General features: G+C 58.8%; 22 protein-coding genes, 1 tRNA gene and 1 other RNA gene. 20 read left to right on the forward strand and 4 right to left on the reverse strand.

What is annotated here, in order from left to right; genetic code table 11:
- The 13 genes from NW860_RS08205 to NW860_RS08265 all read left to right on the forward strand — a co-directional run.
- Positions 1–198, forward strand: a 198-nt coding sequence (locus NW860_RS08205) for a hypothetical protein (protein WP_414513552.1), incomplete at its 5' end; no start/stop codon positions are given.
- A 414-nt stretch (positions 199–612) separates the two neighbouring features.
- Positions 613–1011 (forward strand): hypothetical protein, encoded by a 399-nt coding sequence (locus tag NW860_RS08210; protein ID WP_414513554.1) that lies wholly within the window; start codon positions 613–615, stop codon positions 1009–1011.
- Positions 1012–1073: 62 nt separating this feature from the next.
- Positions 1074–1292 (forward strand): NAD(P)H-quinone oxidoreductase subunit O, encoded by a 219-nt coding sequence (ndhO, locus tag NW860_RS08215; protein WP_414394954.1) that lies wholly within the window; start codon positions 1074–1076, stop codon positions 1290–1292.
- Between the two features lie 31 nt (positions 1293–1323).
- Positions 1324–2145 carry a cell division protein FtsQ/DivIB gene (locus NW860_RS08220; RefSeq protein ID WP_414513557.1) on the forward strand — a complete coding sequence of 274 codons (822 nt, stop codon included), beginning with the start codon at positions 1324–1326 and terminating at the stop codon, positions 2143–2145.
- Positions 2146–2311: 166 nt separating this feature from the next.
- Positions 2312–3070: an energy-coupling factor ABC transporter ATP-binding protein gene (locus NW860_RS08225; RefSeq protein ID WP_414394950.1), complete on the forward strand. Its 759-nt coding sequence runs from the start codon at positions 2312–2314 to the stop codon at positions 3068–3070.
- Positions 3071–3594: 524 nt separating this feature from the next.
- A complete protein-coding gene (locus tag NW860_RS08230; RefSeq protein WP_414361187.1) occupies positions 3595–3903 on the forward strand; it encodes a carbon dioxide-concentrating mechanism protein CcmK in 309 nt (102 codons plus the stop codon).
- A gap of 40 nt (positions 3904–3943) precedes the next feature.
- The gene (locus NW860_RS08235; protein WP_414361188.1) at positions 3944–4285 is read left to right on the forward strand and encodes a carbon dioxide-concentrating mechanism protein CcmK; all 342 of its coding nucleotides are present in this window, start codon (positions 3944–3946) and stop codon (positions 4283–4285) included.
- Positions 4286–4585, forward strand: coding sequence for a EutN/CcmL family microcompartment protein (locus tag NW860_RS08240; RefSeq protein ID WP_414394949.1), 300 nt, complete (start codon positions 4286–4288; stop codon positions 4583–4585). It begins immediately after the preceding gene.
- A gap of 48 nt (positions 4586–4633) precedes the next feature.
- Positions 4634–6574, forward strand: coding sequence for a ribulose bisphosphate carboxylase small subunit (locus NW860_RS08245; RefSeq protein ID WP_414513559.1), 1941 nt, complete (start codon positions 4634–4636; stop codon positions 6572–6574).
- A 48-nt stretch (positions 6575–6622) separates the two neighbouring features.
- Positions 6623–7282 carry a hypothetical protein gene (locus tag NW860_RS08250; protein WP_414513561.1) on the forward strand — a complete coding sequence of 220 codons (660 nt, stop codon included), beginning with the start codon at positions 6623–6625 and terminating at the stop codon, positions 7280–7282.
- A gap of 32 nt (positions 7283–7314) precedes the next feature.
- Positions 7315–8031, forward strand: a complete 717-nt coding sequence (locus tag NW860_RS08255) for a carbon dioxide-concentrating mechanism protein CcmK (RefSeq protein WP_414394944.1) — start codon at positions 7315–7317, stop codon at positions 8029–8031.
- Positions 8032–8084: 53 nt separating this feature from the next.
- An RNA gene (gene ffs, locus NW860_RS08260) (signal recognition particle sRNA small type) lies at positions 8085–8182 on the forward strand.
- A gap of 45 nt (positions 8183–8227) precedes the next feature.
- Positions 8228–8641, forward strand: a complete 414-nt coding sequence (locus tag NW860_RS08265; RefSeq protein ID WP_414513563.1) for a hypothetical protein — start codon at positions 8228–8230, stop codon at positions 8639–8641.
- 52 nt (positions 8642–8693) lie between these two features.
- Here NW860_RS08265 and NW860_RS08270 read toward each other — a convergent pair.
- Positions 8694–8766 (reverse strand) — tRNA-Trp (locus NW860_RS08270).
- Positions 8767–8812: 46 nt separating this feature from the next.
- Positions 8813–9196 carry a 50S ribosomal protein L19 gene (gene rplS / locus NW860_RS08275; RefSeq protein WP_414394941.1) on the reverse strand — a complete coding sequence of 128 codons (384 nt, stop codon included), beginning with the start codon at positions 9194–9196 and terminating at the stop codon, positions 8813–8815.
- A gap of 160 nt (positions 9197–9356) precedes the next feature.
- Between rplS and NW860_RS08280 the strand changes: the two genes are divergently transcribed.
- The 5 genes from NW860_RS08280 (at position 9357) to NW860_RS08300 (ending at position 14223) form a co-directional block, all read left to right on the forward strand.
- The gene (locus NW860_RS08280) at positions 9357–10742 is read left to right on the forward strand and encodes an efflux RND transporter periplasmic adaptor subunit (protein ID WP_414513565.1); all 1386 of its coding nucleotides are present in this window, start codon (positions 9357–9359) and stop codon (positions 10740–10742) included.
- Positions 10739–11950, forward strand: coding sequence for an ABC transporter permease (locus NW860_RS08285; protein WP_414513568.1), 1212 nt, complete (start codon positions 10739–10741; stop codon positions 11948–11950). Before NW860_RS08280 ends, NW860_RS08285 begins: the two co-directional genes overlap by 4 nt.
- Before the next feature lie 60 nt (positions 11951–12010).
- A complete protein-coding gene (gene thrB, locus NW860_RS08290; protein WP_414513570.1) occupies positions 12011–12949 on the forward strand; it encodes a homoserine kinase in 939 nt (312 codons plus the stop codon).
- Positions 12950–13665: 716 nt separating this feature from the next.
- Positions 13666–13860, forward strand: coding sequence for a hypothetical protein (locus NW860_RS08295; protein ID WP_414394934.1), 195 nt, complete (start codon positions 13666–13668; stop codon positions 13858–13860).
- 27 nt (positions 13861–13887) lie between these two features.
- Positions 13888–14223: a TMEM14 family protein gene (locus tag NW860_RS08300; RefSeq protein ID WP_414394932.1), complete on the forward strand. Its 336-nt coding sequence runs from the start codon at positions 13888–13890 to the stop codon at positions 14221–14223.
- A gap of 152 nt (positions 14224–14375) precedes the next feature.
- On the opposite strand, the gene NW860_RS08305 is transcribed toward NW860_RS08300, so the two are convergent.
- Positions 14376–15005, reverse strand: a complete 630-nt coding sequence (locus NW860_RS08305; protein WP_414513573.1) for a DUF4384 domain-containing protein — start codon at positions 15003–15005, stop codon at positions 14376–14378.
- Between the two features lie 222 nt (positions 15006–15227).
- On the opposite strand from NW860_RS08305, the gene NW860_RS08310 reads away from it, so the two are divergent.
- Positions 15228–15662 (forward strand): tetratricopeptide repeat protein, encoded by a 435-nt coding sequence (locus NW860_RS08310; RefSeq protein ID WP_414409757.1) that lies wholly within the window; start codon positions 15228–15230, stop codon positions 15660–15662.
- Between the two features lie 132 nt (positions 15663–15794).
- Here NW860_RS08310 and NW860_RS08315 read toward each other — a convergent pair whose 3' ends face one another.
- On the reverse strand, positions 15795–16769 hold the full coding sequence (locus NW860_RS08315) for an SPFH domain-containing protein (protein WP_414409758.1): 975 nt from the start codon (positions 16767–16769) through the stop codon (positions 15795–15797).
- A gap of 119 nt (positions 16770–16888) precedes the next feature.
- Here NW860_RS08315 and NW860_RS08320 point away from each other — a divergent pair, with 119 nt between their 5' ends.
- A complete protein-coding gene (locus NW860_RS08320) occupies positions 16889–17884 on the forward strand; it encodes an NAD(P)/FAD-dependent oxidoreductase (RefSeq protein WP_414394926.1) in 996 nt (331 codons plus the stop codon).
- Positions 17885–17964 lie beyond the last annotated feature (80 nt).

Here is a 17964-nt window from a genome sequence, read left to right on the forward strand (position 1 = left end):
GCAGAGGTGAAGGTTCTTCCCAGCGGCTTTGTAGCAGCTCTTTGGCTTGAGAGGGATCCGCCGCCTCCCCTAGATACCCACCACCTATACCTAGACTGGTATTGCAGGTTTTTAGGGCCAGAGGTGGGCAATTTCCCGAAGCCTAACCTCGTTCAGGAAAGCAATGCTAAAGTGCCGCTTGCACAGCAGGCTATTTGAGGTAAATTGGCGGATTCATAGGACTTCCTCAACAACGGACTGAATAGTGATAGCTTTTGTCAGATTGAGTTGGATCGAATGCTGTTTAACTGATTTCGAGAGTTAAGGCCTATCTCTAGAAGAAAGCCAAAACGGTTTTTTTGGCAGCATACGGACCAGCCGCTGAGATCCCTAGGGCTCTAGAGTGGGCTGGCTGTCCTCAAGGGGCCGTTGGGTTAAAGGCCCTTTCCTGGGAAGGTCCTCCCAGCTTGAGCGCTTGAGTAAGCAATCCTTGCTGTAGGTAGGAGGCGCACTGGCCTAAGTTAGCTTAACATGGTTTCAGAGGTGGGCCGGGCGTTACCTTCGTAACCGTGGCTAACTGACCCAGCCTCTAGAGATTGGCTCCTCTTTCCTTGCACTGCAGGCAAAAAGACAATGGTAGGCATCTTCAGGCGCTTTTTCGGCTCTCGTGGTCGAGCAGCTTCCCAAAGCTTATCAGAAACGGTTTCCCAGCCGGCCAAAAAGAAAGACAACACCTTCTTTCTCAACCCGGATGAGGCCAAGACCCTTGGCAACATCGAATACATGCGCACTCCTAGGATTGTGAAGCACACCTTTAAAGACTTTGGTTCTGGCAGCAAGATAGAGGTGGTGGAGGAGGTGTCTTCCTTGAGCAAGGTTAAGTTGACTGAAGAAAAAAGCAAAGCTCCTGAACCTGTTGCCGAACAGGGCTCCCCCACCTCTAACAGCGGCAGCGGAGTGGCCTCACGCCGCGGAGGAGGATCTGACCTAGATAGGTTCCGCGAGATGGCTCGCAGCTTACGGAAAAAGTAGGCTAGCCGCAAGTGGACTAGCGCCCAGATTCAACCCATCAATCAGCACCGAAGGGAAAGGCAATGGCAATCAAGCGAGGCACCCTGGTAAGAGCCATCCGTGAGAAGCTGCAGGGCAGCTTGGAAGCCCAAGCTAGTGATCCCATGATCCCCAACTACGTCTTTGACACGGCTGGAGAAGTGGTGGAGATTAAGGGAGACTACATCCAGATTAAGTTTGGAGCTGTTCCCACCCCTCCGATCTGGCTGCGGGTTGATCAGGTCGAGGAAATTGCCGGTTAGGTTGCTCCCTGCCGGAAGAAAGAGGGAGGCAGTGGTATCTCTTGCTCCGCCCAGCCGCGAGCAACTTTTGCGACGGCGGCAACTTCTGCGCCAAGAGCGGCGTCGCCGTTTTTGGCAGGGATCCTGGCGCTTGGCCAGTTCCACAGCTTTCCTGCTACTGCTGGTGCAAAGCCTGCAGCGGCCCTACTGGCAAATTCGTCGACCAGAGCAAATTCAGGTCAGCGGTAACCACTGGGTGGATCCCGACTGGATCCGGAGGCAATTGCCTCTGACCTATCCGATAAACATCTGGCAGGTGCAGCCAGCAGCGTTGGAAAAAGCCTTGCTGGGATCCCCGGCTTCCCCTTTCCAGAGCGTCCAGGTGCGGCGGCGGTTGCTGCCAGTGGGAGTTGTTGTCCAGGTGCAGGAACGGCAGCTAATTGCCCGTGCTCGCCGAGGCGACCAAACGGGTTGGGTGGATCGAGAGGGCAACTGGCTGCCCCCGGATCCCTACCGTTTCCTTGAGTCCTTGCCCGAGTTGGAGGTGCTGAGCTGGGAGAGCCACCCACCCGAGCAATGGGCGCCACTGCTCGAAGCCCTGCAACTGTCTGAAGTTCCAATCAGGGCAGTGGATTGGCACGCCGGCGGAGGGATTACCCTACACACTGAGCTGGGCAATGTTTATCTGGGGCCGCTTTCTGACCGCCTGTCCTTGCAAATTCAAATCCTCAACCAAATGCGGGATCTGGGCCGATACTGCGAGTGTACGCCCGAGGAAATTCTCCAGATTGATCTAAGCAGCCCCACCGTGCCCACCTTGCAGCTTACCCCTGCCGCCCTGCAGAGGCGCCAGAAGGATCTGGAGCAACGCTAGACTATTCCCTTGGCTAAAGCCAACTCCATCCCGCAGGTGTGAAGGTAGCTCTGTCCCTGGCCTTGGCTGCCTGCGCTGGGGGGCTAGCTTGCAGACCAGGGTCAGAGTTTGCTGCATAGTAGTGTAGTCGTCTTACGTTGGAGGGCGGCTAGATCCTGGGGCTGCCGTGCCGCGTTTTTTTCTGATGAAGACAGGGCCAGCGGTGGAGGTTAGCCAGTTGTGGGTCGCCTACCCTGGTTGCCCACTGGTTCTGCAAGGGGTGGATCTCAGAGTTGAAGTTGGCCAGCGGGTGGGAGTTATTGGCCCCAATGGTGCCGGCAAAACTACCCTGTTCCTTGCTCTTGCGGGTCTCTTGCCCCTCCGCGCTGGGCAGATTACGTTGTTTGGGGAGCCGCTGCAACCTGGCCAATTTCGGCCTGAGGTGGGGCTAGTGTTTCAGGATCCCGATGACCAACTGTTTGCCGCCTCTGTGGCGGAGGATGTGGCCTTTGGACCGCGCAATCTCGGTTGGCCTGAAGCGGAGATTATCGCCGCCGTACAGTCAGCCCTGCAGAGGACTGGCACCCTGCATCTAGCCAATCGCCCACCCCACCGCCTCTCCAGTGGCGAAAAGCGTCTGATTGCCATCGCTGGGATCCTGGCGATGCAGCCCCAGTTGGTGCTCTACGACGAGCCGACCGCTAACCTGGATCTGCGGGCGCGACGGCAGCTAATCGCCTTTTTCCAGCAAGTAGGCCACACCTTTCTGCTGGCCTCCCACGATCTGGAGCTGATCCTTGAGGTGTGCGATTGGGTGATCCTTTTGGATCAAGGCCGCGTCTGGGCTCAGGGATCCCCCAGGCAGCTGCTAAGCCAAGCCGACCTCTTGGAAGCGCATAGTCTGGAGGTGCCCCCTTCGCTGCGCTGTCAGGGAAAGAGTGGCTAAGCTGGTGACTCTGAGGAGAAGGAGTGTCAAGAACTGTTTGTTAACAGTTAACAACAGTCGTGCTTTCTTAATAAAAGCTATCACTCCAATTAAGAATATTGATTTTTATTCGGGGTGATTGGGGATATCATTCTGCTTAGGTTGGGGATCCTCGCTCTGAGCTATCTCAGCCGAATTCTCTGTATGATCAGCAAGGGATAGGTTGAGCTCAGAGTTGACAGTTTTGCCTTCCTGCGCGATGGCTCCCTTGAAATCCCGATGGCTCCTAGTGGCTCGTCCCAACCTAGTCCGAGGTCTGTTGCTAAGCAGGTCTTTCTTGGGCAAAAAGGGGGGAGGAACCGTCTAGGTCAGTCAGGGTTGGTTTTCCTGAAGGGATCACCAGGTGAGGCAGAGACAGAAGGATCTTCACTTGAGTTCAACGAAGTAGCCAGATCCTAGCAGCAAGCCAATCGGCAAGACAGTGGCTGCGAGGTTGAACTTCACGGTGTTTAGGAACTAGGCGTTCAAAGGGGTGGAGAGTTGATATGCCTATTGCGGTTGGAATGATTGAAACGCGGGGGTTTCCAGCAGTAGTAGAAGCAGCCGACGCCATGGTGAAGGCGGCGCGTGTCACGCTGGTGGGCTACGAAAAAATTGGCAGCGGGCGCGTCACTGTGATCGTGCGGGGTGACGTCTCCGAGGTGCAGGCCTCGGTAGCTGCCGGTTTGGAATCTGCCAAGCGGGTAAGCGGTGGCGAGGTGCTCTCCCACCACATCATTGCTCGGCCGCATGAAAACCTGGAGTACGTGCTGCCCATTCGCTACACCGAAGCGGTGGAGCAGTTTCGCACCTAGCGCAGAAGCTGGTAAACCCATCTCAGCGTAAGGAGTCCCTATGGCCATCGCAGTTGGAATGATTGAAACGCTGGGTTTCCCAGCAGTAGTGGAAGCGGCCGATGCCATGGTGAAGGCAGCGCGCGTCACCTTGGTGGGCTACGAGAAAATTAGCAGTGGGCGCGTCACCGTGATCGTGCGGGGCGATGTCTCTGAGGTGCAGGCCTCGGTAGCTGCCGGCATCGAAGCCGTGAAGCGGGTCAACGGCGGCCAGCTGCTCTCCTGGCACATCATTGCTCGTCCCCACGAAAACCTGGAGTACGTGTTGCCCATTCGCTACACCGAGGATGTGGCCCAGTTCCGCGAAGGGGTCAATGCCATTCGTCCCTTCACGCGTCCCTAGATGCGTATTGCGATTGTACGGGGTACCGTCACCAGCACCCAGAAGGATCCCAGCCTGACGGGCGTGAAGTTCCTGGTGGTGCAGTATGTCGATCTCGAAGGCCGGCCGCAGCCAGACTATGCTGTGGCTGCTGATCCAGTGGGAGCCGGCGCCGAGGAATGGGTGCTGGTCAGCCAAGGTAGCGCGGCTCGCCAACCGCGGGGAAACGAAACCCGCCCTCTGGATGCTGTGGTGATGGCCATTATTGACACCGTTAGCATTGACGGTCGCTCCGTCTACAACAAGCGCGAGCAACGCTAGCTGGGATCCTTCCCTTTCCTCTTTGATTGGGTCTAGAGGCTCACGGTTATGCCTGCTCAAACCTACGCTGCGCCGCCAACGCCCTGGTCACGTCGCTTGGCGGAGCCTACCATTCATCCCTCTGCTTACGTCCACTCCTTTTCCAATCTCATCGGGGATGTGCGCGTCGGCGCTCAGGTGCTCATTGCCCCTGGAACTTCCATCCGCGCCGATGAAGGATCCCCCTTCTACATTGGCGACGGCTCCAATATCCAGGATGGGGTAGTGATCCACGGCCTGGAGCAAGGGCGGGTCATTGGGGAAGATGGCCAGCCCTACTCGGTGTGGATTGGCAAGAACACCTCCATTGCCCACATGGCCTTGATCCACGGGCCAGCCTATATAGGCAACAACTGCTTCATCGGCTTCCGCTCCACCGTGTTCAATGCGCGGGTGGGAGATGGCTGCATCATCATGTTGCACTGCCTCATCCAGGATGTGGAGATCCCGCCGGGCAAATATGTGCGCTCCGGCTCCATCATCACCAACCAAGCTGAGGCCGACCGGCTGCCGGATGTCCAAGATAGCGATGCCAAGTTTGCTCAGCACGTTATCGGCATTAACCAAGCCCTGCTGGAGGGCTACCACTGCAGCGAGAACCTCGTCTGTATTGCTCCTATTCGCAACGAGCTGATGCAAGCCCGCGCTTCTGGTTCTTCCTCCTCTCTTCCCAATGGGCACAACGGCAGCGGATCCCTTCTAAGTCCAGAGGTGGTGGAGCAGGTGCGCGCCCTCTTGGCCCAAGGCTACCGGGTGGGCCTGGAATACGCTGATCCCCGCCGCTTCCGCGTCTCCTCTTGGCAGAGCGAAGGCCCAATCCTCGGCACCCACGAGGCCGAGGTGGTGCAATCGCTGGAAGCTCTTCTAGCAGCCCACCGCGGGGAGTATGTGCGCCTGTTGGGGATCGATCCCAAAGCCAAGCGGCGGGTGCTGGAGCAGATTATCCAAACCCCAGAAGGTCCCGCAACCCCCTCGGGATCCTCTGGCCGCCTTTCGGTGGCTATGCCAGGCTCCAGCAGGGGGGAATGGCGTCTGGAGGAGGAGATCCAAAGCCTGGTGGCCCAAGGGTACCGCGTTGGCCTGGAAGTGGCCGATGCTCGCCGCTACCGCACTTCCTCGTGGCAGACCTTGGGTACTTTCAGCGGCTCGGTCCAGGAGATCCTAACGGCTGTGCGGGCAGCCCTAGCCGAGCACGCGGGAGAGTACGTGCGCCTGTTGGGGATCGATCCCAAAGCCAAGCGGCGGGTGCTGGAGAAGGTGATTCAGACCCCCAAAGGTCAGGTGGGCAGCAGTCCGGCGGAGGCGGGCGCGGCGACAAGCACGACTTCTGCTTCTGGGGCAGGGGACAGCAGCAGCCCGGATTTGGAGCTGCAGGAAGAGGTGCACCGGTTACTGGCCCAGGGCTACCGCATCGGCTACGAATATGCCGACGAGCGCCGCTTCAAAACTTCCTCTTGGCAGAGCGGGCCGGTCCTTCGCGCTAGCCGTGGGCCAGAGGTGTTGGCCGAGCTGAGGGCGGCGCTGGCAGAGCACCAGGGCCACTACGTGCGCCTGCTGGGGATCGATCCCAAAGGGAAAAAGCGGGTCTATGAGCGCCTCATCCAGACCCCCAGTGGCAAGCCGCCCACTTCTGCGCCAGCAGCTCAAGGAGCGCCGGTGGCTGCAGTTTCCCCTCCCTCCACCCCTAGGCGACTTAGTAGCGAGGTGGTGTCGCAAGTCCAGCAACTACTTAGCCAGGGCTACCGCATCGGCACTGAACACGCTGACAAGCGCCGCTTTCGCACCTCCTCTTGGCAAAGCTGTAGCCCCATTGAAGCCACGCAATTGGACCAAGTGGTAGCAGCCTTGGAGGCCTGCCTAGAGGAACATCGCGGCGAGTACGTGCGCCTGCTGGGCATTGACCCCAAATCTAAGCGGCGGGTGCTGGAGCAGATTATCCAAACCCCTTGAGGAGTTCCGGGTTGGTTTCCAGCCAGCCCTCTAGCGATGAGAAGCACCTTGGCTTCCACTCTGCCCACCTCCCTCAGGTCCCAAGCCTGGCTCGCGCAGAGCGGTAAAGCCCACTACGTTGTCAGTGGTGAGGTAGACATAGAGGAGGAGGCAAGCATCGGCCCAGGGGTGCTGCTGCGCGCCAATCCCGGCTGCCGTATCCACATCGGGCGGGGCGTCTGTATTGGCGCGGGATCTATCCTGCACGCCTGTGGGGGATCCCTGGTTGTGGAGGCGGGGGCTACTTTGGGAAGGGGGGTGCTGGTGATTGGGCAAGGCACCATCAGCGAAAATGCCTGCATTGGCTCGGAAGCCACGCTGCTCAACTGTTCAATACTCCGCCAGGCAGTCATTCCTCCCGGCTCGCTACTTGGGGATCCCACCTGGGGAAGCGAGGAAGAGGCGACTGGAGTAACCCAGACAGAGCCAGAAGAGACAGAGAGGGTGCAAGAGTTGCCCGCAGCCCCTGTCCAAGGGGTGTCCGAGGCCCCTCCTCCTTCTTCTGAGGCAGAGGTAACCCCTCAGGAGCAAGCAGCGGCGGAGCCAGCGCAAGAACAGAGGGGGGCAGGCAGGCTCAACGGGATCCCAGGCCGTGCCGAGCTGGAGCGGCTGTTGGGCAAGATCTACCCTCACCGTCTGGTTCTCTCCTCGCGGGATGGGCGGTTCTGAGAGCTACCCTGGCATCGAGAAAGTAGAGTGCCATGTCCACCTCTCTGGGCCTTATTCAGACGCGCAGCTTCCCCGTCATTGTCCGCGTTGCCGACGCCATGACCAAGTCGGCCGGCGTGACTCTCATTGGCTTTGAGAAGATCTCCGGCGGCTACTGCACGGCAATTGTGCGGGGGAACATCGCCGATGTGCGCATTGCCATCGAAGAGGGGATTGAAGTGGCTCGCCAGTTTAACCAGGAGGAGATCTCCAGTCTGGTGATCCCAAGGCCCCTGCCCAACCTAGAGGTGGTGCTGCCCATCAGTAGCAAGCTGTCTCAACTGGCCCAAAGTCGGGGCTACAGCCGCCTCAGCAACCTAGCCGTGGGCCTGCTGGAGACCCGCGGCTTCCCCGCTATGGTGGGGGCTGCTGACACAATGCTGAAAACAGCCGATGTGCAGCTAGCCGCCTACGAGACCATTGGCGACGGCTTGTGTACGGTCATCATTCGCGGCACGGTCTCCAACGTGGCCATTGCCATCGATGCGGGCATGTACGAGGCAGAGCGCATCGGCGAGCTAAACGCCGTGGCCGTGATCCCACGCCCCCTCGACGAACTGGAGCAGGCCCTGCCGGTGGCCAGTTGTTTTGTTGCTCAGCCGGTTACCTTGCCCGTGGCGATCCCTCAAGCTCAGAAAGAAGAGGTACAGCGCAGCGAGAGGGCGGGAGAGCGGATCCCAGTCTATTTGGAGCCGCCAGGCACTCCCTAGGCTCACCGCTAGACAGCAAGCCAAGCAGGAAAAAAAATGCTAGGCTACTGGAAGACCTGGGTCCGTGCGGCTCGGACGCCCAAACCGTGTCAGGATCGGAAGATAGCAGCACTACGGGATGCTCTGAGCAGGCGCGTCAACCCAGGTCGCCCTTTTCCCGCAGCTGGGTTCCACGGGCACTAGCAGGGCACACCCTATGGCTGAAAAAGACAATCCCCTTGCCAACTTGGCTCAAAAAGCCTTTTACTTCGGCATGGGTCTGGCGGCGCTAGTTGCCGACAACGTCCCCAAGGTGGCTGGGAATGCCAGAGACCGCCTGCTGGAGCTGCGCAAGCAGCTGCAAGCCCTAGTAGATGAATTGGTAGAGCTGGGGGCAATGAGAGCCGAGGAGGCGCGAGCCTACATGGACGCTATTGCCGCCACTGTCAACCGCAAGGAAGAGGGAAAGGCTGCCGGTGGCCCCCGCAGAATCACCATTGAAGATATGGGCGAGGCAGAGGCAGAAGGGAGCACTGCCATTGAGCTGTCAGAGGCAGCTCGACTGCGCCAGCGGATTGCTGAGCTGCAGGCAGAATTGGAGCGGATCAAGAAAGAGGCCGGTAAAGCCTAGCTTGGCAGAGTATACAGGTTGCACTGCAAAGGCCAGCTTGAGCTCTAAGTAACGCGTCCTGGAGGACTCGAACCCCCGACATCCGGTTTTGGAGACCGACGTTCTACCAGCTGAACTAAGGACGCACTAGAGACTAGCTTTCTATCTAGCCTAGCAAGTTTCCCTGTAGCTTTAAAGGGCCTCCTCCTGGAGATCTTCCTTGGCTTTGATGCGCGTGGCTTTGCCTACTCGCTTCCTCAGGTAGAAGAGCTTGGCGCGGCGCACTTTGCCCCGCCGTAGCACCTGAATGGACTCGATGCGCGGCGAGTGAACTGGGAAGACGCGCTCCACGCCAATGCCCTGGAAAACCTTGCGCACGGTGATGGTGCGGTTGAGACCCGCATGGCGCATGGCAATGACCGTGCCTTCAAAAGTTTGCACTCGCTCTTTGCCACCTTCTTGAATGCGTACCCCCACCCGCACCTGATCCCCAACGTGGATCTCAGGTAGGTCCGGCTTCAGGTATTCCGCCTCCACAAGGCGGAGGATGGCCTCGGGGTTGATGCGAGCGTTCATGGCTTTCCCGCGCTCTCAGCGGCTAACTATCGTAGCAATCCCCCTGCTTTTTGTACAGGTCTCGAAGGGCCGGACGACCCCGGAGCTCAAGACTGCGTTGGCGCCCCTCTCTTTGCTAGATAGGCTAGATTGTAGGCTCTTGTGAGAGGCGGGAGACGCCGTGAAGCCCCAGACGGGATCCCTGCCCCCTGCCAAATCTGCAGACCAACCCCTGCTCCAGCCCGAACCCCCTAGGAAAGGGTGGCCTACTGGCTGGATTCTCTTGGGTCTGCTGCTGGCCAGCTTGGGAGGGGGTGGTATTTTGGTTCAGCGGTACCTCCAGCAGCAGAGGGTACAGCGCCTACAAAGGTTGACGGTGCCCGTCGAGGTAGTGGATCTAGTCCAACGGCTGCGGGTAAGCGGCCAGGTGCAGCCCATTCGCCAGGTGAATGTTGGTCCTCGGGAGGCGGGCCGTTTGGCGGAGCTATTGGTGGATCAGGGGGATGAGGTGGTGGCAGGGCAGGTGCTAGCCCGGATGGACTACGGCGATCTAACTAGCGGCATTCGCCAAGCCCAAGCCCGCATCCAAGAGCTACAGGCCCGCCTGGCGGAATTGCAAGCCGGCGAGCGACCCCAGGTCATCGCAGCAGCCCAGGCCAGGGTGGATGCGGCGCGGTCGCAGGTGAGTTTGGCCCAAAAGGAGCTGGAACGGATTCAGGCGCTGGCGCAGGAGGGGGCTGTAGCCCGCAGCGAGCTGGATCAACGCCTAGCTCGCTTGGAACAAGCGCAAGCGGACTTGCAAGCTGCCCAACAAGAGTTGGAGCGATTGCAGTCAGGTAGCCGCCCAGAAACGCTGCAGCAGATCCAAGCCCAGATTGCCCAGGCCCAAGCCGAGCTAGCCCAGCGGCAATCTCGCCTAGCTGAGGCCGAGATCCGGGCGCCCTTTTCCGGTGTGGTGGTGCAGCGCTTTGCCGAGGTGGGATCCTTTGTAACTCCCACAACCGCAGCTTCCGACGCCACTGCTGCTTCCTCCAGCTCCATCCTGGCGCTGGCCCAGGGGATTGAGGTGCGAGCGGAGGTGCCGGAGGCGCAGATTGCCCAGGTGCGGGTGGGACAGCCGGTGGAGATCCGATCCCTGGCCTATCCGGATCGAGTGGTACGGGGACGAGTGAAGCGGATTGCCCCTGCCACGGTGGTGGTGCGGGAGGTCACCGTCTTTCGGGTCGCGATCGAGCCGGAGCAGGAGGCAGACTTTCTGCGCATTGGCATGAACGTCTCGGTGGATTTTCTCGGGGAGCAGCAACCCCAAGCCCTCACGGTGCCCTCGGTGGCCATCCTGCGGGAGGGGGGCCAAGAGGGGGTAATCCTGTTGGATCCGCAAACCCAGCGGCCTGTCTATCGGCCAGTAGAAACGGGCCTCACGCAGGGAGGGATCACCCAGATCCTCTCCGGCCTGCAGGCGGGGGATCGGGTCTTTACGGCGCTGCCGCCAGGAGTAACCCTGCAGAGTTTGCTTCCACAAGAGCGCCGTCCTAGCCGAAGTGGGAGAGTTAGGCCGCACCCATGAGCTTTCTGGTTGCAGCCAAAATGGCCTGGCAAATGGTGCGACGGCACCGCTTGCGCACAGGCTTGAGCATGCTGGGGATCCTCATCGGCAACGCGGCAGTGGTAGCCATTGCTGGCTTTGGCCATGCTGCCCAGGAGCTGGCTGTGGATCAGTTTCGGGCTTTGGGCACCAATTTGCTGATTGTCTTCTCTTCCAGCTTTGGCCTAGCGGATGCCAGCAACGTCCGTCCTCTTACCCTCGACGACCTGCGGGCGATTGCTGCGGAAGTGCCTGCGGTATCGGCAGCTGTCCCCAGCCTGGCGGTCAATGTGCGGGCTGTGCGGGGCGGGGTGGATCGCCGCTATGAGGTCATAGGCACCTGGCCGGAGTATTTGTCGGTGCTGAATTTAGAGGTCGAGGAGGGCCGCTTCCTCTTGCCAGCGGACATTGAGGAGCAGCGCCCGGTGGTAGTGCTGGGCAGTGAGTCCGCCCGCGAGCTGTTTGGCTTGGATCCCGCCGCCGCTATTGGAGAGACGCTGCTGCTCAACAACTTGCCCTTTGAGGTAGTCGGCATTTTGCGCCCCAAGCCAACAGTGTTTGGCAACAACGATGCCCGCCTGTTTCTGCCGGTAGACGTGGTGGCCAACCGCTTTGTTGGACGGCGCTCTCCCTATGGCCTGGAGTTGACGGCCATCTTTGTCTCAGCCCGCTCCGAAGCAGATCTGCCGGCTGCCGAGTTCCAGATCCGCAACCTGTTGCGCCAGCGGCACCAACTGATAGGAGAAGATGACTTCGTCATCCGCAACCAGAAAGTGTTGCTGGATGGGGCAGCCAGGATTTTAACTCTACTGCGGGTACTGCTGAGCGGCACAGCAGCGCTCTCGCTGCTGGTGGGTGGGGTGGGGATCATGAACGTGATGTTGATCTCGGTGGCAGAACGCACCCCTGAGATTGGCTTGCGCAAGGCAATTGGGGCCGACAGCCGGCAAATTTTGCAGCAGTTTGCAGCCGAGGCTATCCTGATTGCCGTCAGCGGGGGAGTGGCCGGGATCCTCCTCAGCAGCAGCCTCCTGGTGGCAGTGCGAATGTTTACCCCTTTGGCCACGACTGTCGATCCCGTGGCAGTGGTCATATCTTTTTCCCTCTCGACGGGGGTTGGACTGGTCTTTGGCATTTTCCCCGCCCGCAAAGCGGCGCAACTGGATCCCATTGAGGCCCTGAGAGCCTGAGATCCACCGTCTGTAGGATAGTAGGTGTGAGGTGCCCGCTGTTCGCTCAGGAGCTTTCCCTTGGTCAAAGAGCGAGTAGAGGTAATTGTCCCAGCCACTACCGCCAACCTGGGGCCAGGGTTTGACTGCATGGGTGCAGCCCTGCAGCTCTACAACCACTTCCAGTTTCGCGAGATCCCTGCTGGACTCAGCATTCACTACCGCGGCAGCGATCCTATCAGCCAGGGCAAGGACAACTTGGTGTATCGCGCCTTCTGCCGGGCCTTTGAGCTGCTGGACAAGCCTGTGCCGGGAGTGGAAATTGAGATTACCCTCAACGTGCCCCTGGCGCGAGGGCTGGGCAGTTCTGCCACTGCTATTGTCGGCGGCCTGCTGGGAGCCAATGCCCTTGGATCCCTTAACCTAGCCTCCGAGACCCTCCTCCAGTTAGCCATTGTCCTCGAAGGTCACCCCGACAACGTGGTGCCCGCCCTTCAAGGCGGCTGTCAGCTCTGTGTGCAGGGACAGCAAGGGCAGTGGGTGTTCTGCCCGGTGGAGTGGCACGAGCGCATTGGGATTGTGGCGGCGGTGCCTAACTTCAAGCTCTCCACTCAGGCAGCCCGCGAGATCCTGCCCAAGTCCGTCAGCTTGGCCGATGCCGTTTTTTCCAGCAGCCATCTGGGGCTGCTCATCCGCAGCTTGCAGTCGGGGCGGGTGGACTGGCTGAGGGTGGCTTTGCAGGATCGGCTGCACCAACCGGCCCGCATGGAGTTGATCCCTGGTTTCAAGGCAGTCCAGGAGGCAGCCCTGGCTGCAGGAGCCTACGGAGTGGTGATCAGCGGGGCTGGGCCTACCCTCCTGGCGTTCTGTGCGCCTGAGGAGCGAGAAGGGGTAGGAGCGGCCATGGTCAGCGCCTGGGCCCAGCTAGGCATCGAGGCAGAAGCGAAACCCCTGAGTTTGGATTGGCAGGGGGGAAGAGTAATCACCCACTCTAGAGATGAGGAGCTATCTGAGAGATAAACGTCGTCCCTGGTGCCCCACACCGCTAGCCCAAGCAGAGCGGGCAAGGGTAGGACGGACAGCAGAGCTGTCTTCTTGCAAGAGCAAGCTGGAGGCCTTCTTGGGTCAGCAGGACGGAGTCCGTAAGTCGCGCTTCATGCTGGGCTAGGGAGGAGTTAAAGAGGCAAGCGCTCTGTTTGCCCCGATTTTCCAGATTTGCTCTTTGTTGGCTAGGGAGGCAAGCAGCTTGCTCGGCAGGAGGAGATTTTAGCGGCGCCAGCTAGTAGTCATCAGGCAGTTGCTCTAGCAACAAGCCGGGGGAGCTAGGCTTAGAGTCAAATTCAGTTGAGGATGAGACGGGGCTACAGGTAAGATCCATGGGGGTAAACCCCAAGGGGAAGCTCTAGACTGACAGAACAAGGAAGGTGGCTGCGCTGAGGATTGGGTAAGTAAGGTAAAACAGAGAAAAAAAGTTGCCAGGGGAGTCATTGTACCAGCTATGGTTTCGTAGCTATTGGAGCTAACGATCTGGAGGTTTTAGCTTGAAGCCTTCTGAAGCAGGTAGTCGCTGTTTGCTGAGCTTTGTGGGGAAGCGTAACATCTTATCCTAAGTTGTGACGGAGCTGAAATGTCGGTTCTGGGGAGCGCTTGTTTTCCCTAGAATGGGATCGCTAGCCTGGATCACTCTTGCAGTTTAGCCCTTACCCTAGGCGATGGATGATGCCATGACTCCTGAGATGATACGTCAATTCTGGTCTTTGGTCAGCGAGATCGGCAGACCGGATTGGCTGAATCAGCGTGACGATGACTTGGTCAATCTCATCCTGAATGCCTGTCAGAAAAGATATGCCCTCAGCACGGTCGATACCTCAGTTCTCAACCGTTACATTACTCTCCGCCTGCCTCTAATCCGCGAAATTGTTGTGGACTAAAGCAAGGTAGGAAACTTTTTTCTTGTCATGGCGATTGCACGGATTACTTTGCTCGTCTACGGGGTGCTGCTTTTGGTAGGCGGAGTAGTCGGTTATAGAAGAGGCAAAAGTCTCAAGTCTTTAGTTGGAGGTTTGGTGGGAGCTGTTCTCAGCGGAGCTAGCTATGGCCTCCTGGGAGCGGATCCCCGTTGGGGCCTAGGCTTGGGCTTAGGGACGGCGGCGCTGGGATCCCTTCTTTTTGCCTTGCGCTACCGCAAAACTGGCAAATTTCTGCCCGCTGGCCTGATGTTGGCCGTGAGCTTGACGGCTGTTCTTCTCTTGGGCTTAAGTTTCGTTGAGGTTCTCCCCAGTCCTAGGGGGTGAGGGATCTTCCACAGCTTGTAGCTAGAGGAGCTTCCTACCACAAGGCGGTCTATCCCTGTCGCGGCAGCGGCGCGGAGTGTTTGCCAGGGAGCCTGCGCTGCCTTTTTGGGGCAGGTTTGGGCTGCTGGGCGTCCTTGCTCTAAGCTGAGAGCTCAGCGAGGAGCGACGCGATAGAAGCGAGTGGCGGTCGCCCATTCGCGGGCAGGGATCTTCTCGACGAGGATGGCGCGGGCGATGGCGTCGCCTAATCTGGATCCCTCCACCTGCACACGGGCAAAGGAGCCACTCTCTTCAAAAGCAACGATCTCCTGGAAGTTGAGCGGCCGGGGGGAGGCCACCGCCAACACTTGGGCTTGGCCAAAGGGCGGGGCAATGGTCAGGCGGTAGCTGGCGCCAGGGGGTGGGAAGGTGCGCACTTCGCCGGCCCGCAGAAACTCCTCTCCACCCGAGAAGGGATTGGGCAAAATAAGGTGAGTGCGTCCATCGGCTTGGATGCTAAACAGGTAGACGTAGGCGTCACGGTTGGTACTGAGAGTCAGGCGAATCGGCTCGCCAGGCCGGTAGATGGGGTTAGAGCCGCGCCGATCCAGCTCCAAGGTCACCTGCAAGTCGGAAGGCACAGGGTTGACGAGGATGGAGCGGGCCCCGGTTTCTAGGCGAGTGTCAGCTAGTTGTAGCCTTGGCAGCGAGGGGTAGATGCCCAGCGTTTTGGGAAAAACAGCGGCGGTGGGCGCCACCGACAGCCCCAAAGCCAGGGGCAGGAAGAGCAGTTTGGCGTTCATGGTTCGACCTGACATTCAGGGGCTATGTTCAGCCTAGGAAGGGGCAGAGTTTTACTGGAGCGAGCTTCGCGCAATCTCAGATCTCCTGCTGAGGCAGTTTCCCTTGCTGCAGATGGCAGGCCCAGGGGGAAAAGCGCTGAACCGCTTCTCACATTTGGGTGGGAAAACTGGGAGATCCCAGCTAGAAAGGGCTAAGCTGCAGATCAGGGATCAACCTTGCCTATGGCCAGCGACAGTTACCAAGAAGGCATCGCAGCGGTTCAGGCGGGCGATTTTCCGGCTGCCATTCAAGCATTTCGCCGGGCAGTTGCCGAGGATCCTACCCACACCGAGGCTCGCTATAAGTTGGCCTGGGTGCTGGGTATGAGCGGCTATCTGGATCCAGCCCTGGCCGAACTGGAGGTGGTGGTGGCGGCGGATCCCGGCCATGTTGCAGCCCACTACAACCGGGGGGCCCTGCTGTTGCAAAAGGCCCAACTGGAAGCAGAGGTCGAGGGCCAGATCGATCTTGAGGTCCTGCAGCAGGCAGAAGAAGCTTTTCAAACGGTGATGCGCTTGGATCCTACAGATCAACGGGCCTACGCCTTTCTCACCTTGGTCAGGCGGGCGATCCGCAACTACCATAGCCGCAGGGATGAGGAGGCCAGGATCCCCTAGCTTGGCTGTCGCCCGCACCCCGGTTGCAGCTTCTCTACCAACTAGCGACGGACGCCAATGTGGAAAACCAGGTCACCGCAGGCCCAAGCCTACGGCTCGAAGGGCGTAAGCGGCTTCGGCCCAGGGGAGATCCTAAGAATTGAGTGGAGGAATCTCAAGGTCAGACGAGAATGCCGCCGAGGTACGCAATTGCGGGGCCTCGGAAGCTTGGGAGCTTGATCCCTGGCTAACCTTGGAGATATCCACCATCGAGACCAACCCTTGCAGGGTGGCAGGGATGGAGCGGGGATCCATAAAAATGACCTTCGAGCTGGGACTGCTGCCCACTTTGAGGCCCATATCGATGTAGCTTTGGGCCATCAGGTATTGCAAGGCGTTGGCTGCCTCGGGGTGTTCTTGCAAGGCAGCGGCAATGGTTTTGATGGCCTCAGCTGTACCCTCGGCCAACAGCAGCCGCTGTCGCTTTTCGGCTTCTGCCCGCAGGAGTTGAGCCTTGGCAGCCCCTGCCGCCTGGTTGATGCTGGCCTGCTGTTCCCCCTCTGACCTGAGGATGGCGGCCCGCTTCTCCCGCTCGGCAGCCATTTGCTTTTCCATCGAGTCCTGCACGGTTTTGGAGGGTTGAATATCCCTGACTTCCACGCGGGTGATCTTGATCCCCCAGGGATCCGTGGCCTCGTCCAGTTCGGCCAGAAGGCGGGCGTTGATCTCGGCGCGCGAGGAAAAGGTCTGATCCAAGTCCATGCGGCCAATCTCAGCCCGCAGCGCCGTCAGCACCAAGTTCACCAAAGCTCGCTGCACATCTTCTACCGCATAGCGAGCCTTGATCATATCCGTGATGCGCCAGTAAACCACTGCGTCGGCCATTAGTGAAACATTATCGCTGGTGATGCACTGCTGCGGTGGCACGTCCAGTACCTTCTCGCGGATGGTTTCCTGGAACACAATCCTGTCGATGGGGGGAAAGATGACGTGCAAGCCGGGTGTCAGCTTGCGGTGAAACCTACCCAGACGTTCTACCAGTGCCTCATAGCCCTGGCTAATGATCTTGACAGAGCTGAACAGGTAGCCGATAAAGATGAGGGCAATGGCGGCTGGGATGACCGGCATACGACTCTTCTCCTGACAGAGAGTTCAGCCCCTATTCTAGACGGTTGCTGGAACTGATCCCTTCACCTCGATACGCCTGAAGGCTATCTAGTAGAAAGCCTGCGGGAGGATCCCTTCTTATGAAACTAAACAGCAAGAACCTAGAAGTTGGCTTAAACAAAATTTACGATGTCATTATTGCTGGCGGTGGCGCGGGGGGGTTGTCGGCAGCCATTTACTTGGCCCGCTACGGCTTGAGCTGCTTGGTGGTGGAAAAGGGCAGAGGCCGCTCTTTTTGGATGCAGGACTTGCGCAACTATTTGGGCCTGCCGCCAAACACGCCAGGACGAGAGCTGTTGCGACAAGGAAGGGAGCACGCCCTTAGCTTGGGGGTGGACTATCTAGGGGGCTATGTGGAAGATGTTACAGATGAGGGGGAGCTTTTTGCTGTCAAGGTCAAGGTGGGGAAAGTCAACAGTGTCTACCCTATTTTTCGCAGCAAGTATTTGATTGCGGCAACAGGTATTATTGATTATCTGCCTCAATTGGCTGATATGCAGAATGTTTACGAATATGCAGGCTACTCGCTACATGTCTGCATGATCTGCGATGGCTATGAAATGCGGGATCAGAAAGCAGTATTGATTGTCAATTCAGAAGATCGGATTAATACAGCTTTTGTCCTCAACTGGTTTACGCCTTATATCTCGGTGTTAACCCATGGCTTGTGCTCGGTTGGCCCCGAGATACGCAAAAAGCTGGCAGATCATGGTTACCCTCTCTACGAAGCTCCCATTCGTCGCTTTCTTGGAGAAAACCACCAGCTGCAAGGAGTAGAGCTGGAGGACGGCACCTACATCGAGGCTACTACTGGCCTGGTAGCCATGGGCGCCAAATACCACAACGACTATTTGAAAGGGATCCCCGGCTTGACATGGCAAGGGGAGAACCTGCTCACCGATGAGTGGTGCCGCACTTCCCACCCGCGCCTGTTTGCAGTAGGAGATTTGAAGCAGGGCCTCAACCAGGTGGCGATTGCCGTCGCTGACGGAGCGCTGGCCGCCACGGCCATCTGGCGGGACATCCGCCGATCCTCACCTCCCCGTAAGTGGGAAGAGCGCCTGCACTCAATTTAGGCTTACCCTACTTGCTGCAGGGAGTGGTGATAGTCTTTTGCTCTGTAGTTGTTGTGAAAACCTTGGCAACTCCATGCATT

Source organism: Synechococcus sp. F70.1, assembly GCF_047502745.1.
In the GTDB taxonomy this organism is placed as follows: Bacteria; Cyanobacteriota; Cyanobacteriia; order Thermostichales; family Thermostichaceae; genus Thermostichus.

Coding starts and splice junctions, on each gene's coding strand:
- NW860_RS08245 (WP_414513559.1), top strand. CDS start 4,634: ATGCCTGCTCAAACCTACGCTGCGCCGCCAACGCCCTGGTCACGTCGC.
- NW860_RS08305 (WP_414513573.1), bottom strand. CDS start 15,005: ATGAACGCCAAACTGCTCTTCCTGCCCCTGGCTTTGGGGCTGTCGGTG.
- NW860_RS08295 (WP_414394934.1), top strand. CDS start 13,666: ATGATACGTCAATTCTGGTCTTTGGTCAGCGAGATCGGCAGACCGGAT.
- ndhO (WP_414394954.1), top strand. CDS start 1,074: ATGGCAATCAAGCGAGGCACCCTGGTAAGAGCCATCCGTGAGAAGCTG.
- NW860_RS08235 (WP_414361188.1), top strand. CDS start 3,944: ATGGCCATCGCAGTTGGAATGATTGAAACGCTGGGTTTCCCAGCAGTA.
- NW860_RS08315 (WP_414409758.1), bottom strand. CDS start 16,769: ATGCCGGTCATCCCAGCCGCCATTGCCCTCATCTTTATCGGCTACCTG.
- NW860_RS08300 (WP_414394932.1), top strand. CDS start 13,888: ATGGCGATTGCACGGATTACTTTGCTCGTCTACGGGGTGCTGCTTTTG.
- NW860_RS08230 (WP_414361187.1), top strand. CDS start 3,595: ATGCCTATTGCGGTTGGAATGATTGAAACGCGGGGGTTTCCAGCAGTA.
- rplS (WP_414394941.1), bottom strand. CDS start 9,196: ATGAACGCTCGCATCAACCCCGAGGCCATCCTCCGCCTTGTGGAGGCG.
- NW860_RS08255 (WP_414394944.1), top strand. CDS start 7,315: ATGTCCACCTCTCTGGGCCTTATTCAGACGCGCAGCTTCCCCGTCATT.
- NW860_RS08240 (WP_414394949.1), top strand. CDS start 4,286: ATGCGTATTGCGATTGTACGGGGTACCGTCACCAGCACCCAGAAGGAT.
- NW860_RS08320 (WP_414394926.1), top strand. CDS start 16,889: ATGAAACTAAACAGCAAGAACCTAGAAGTTGGCTTAAACAAAATTTAC.
- NW860_RS08310 (WP_414409757.1), top strand. CDS start 15,228: ATGGCCAGCGACAGTTACCAAGAAGGCATCGCAGCGGTTCAGGCGGGC.
- NW860_RS08210 (WP_414513554.1), top strand. CDS start 613: ATGGTAGGCATCTTCAGGCGCTTTTTCGGCTCTCGTGGTCGAGCAGCT.
- NW860_RS08265 (WP_414513563.1), top strand. CDS start 8,228: ATGGCTGAAAAAGACAATCCCCTTGCCAACTTGGCTCAAAAAGCCTTT.
- NW860_RS08285 (WP_414513568.1), top strand. CDS start 10,739: ATGAGCTTTCTGGTTGCAGCCAAAATGGCCTGGCAAATGGTGCGACGG.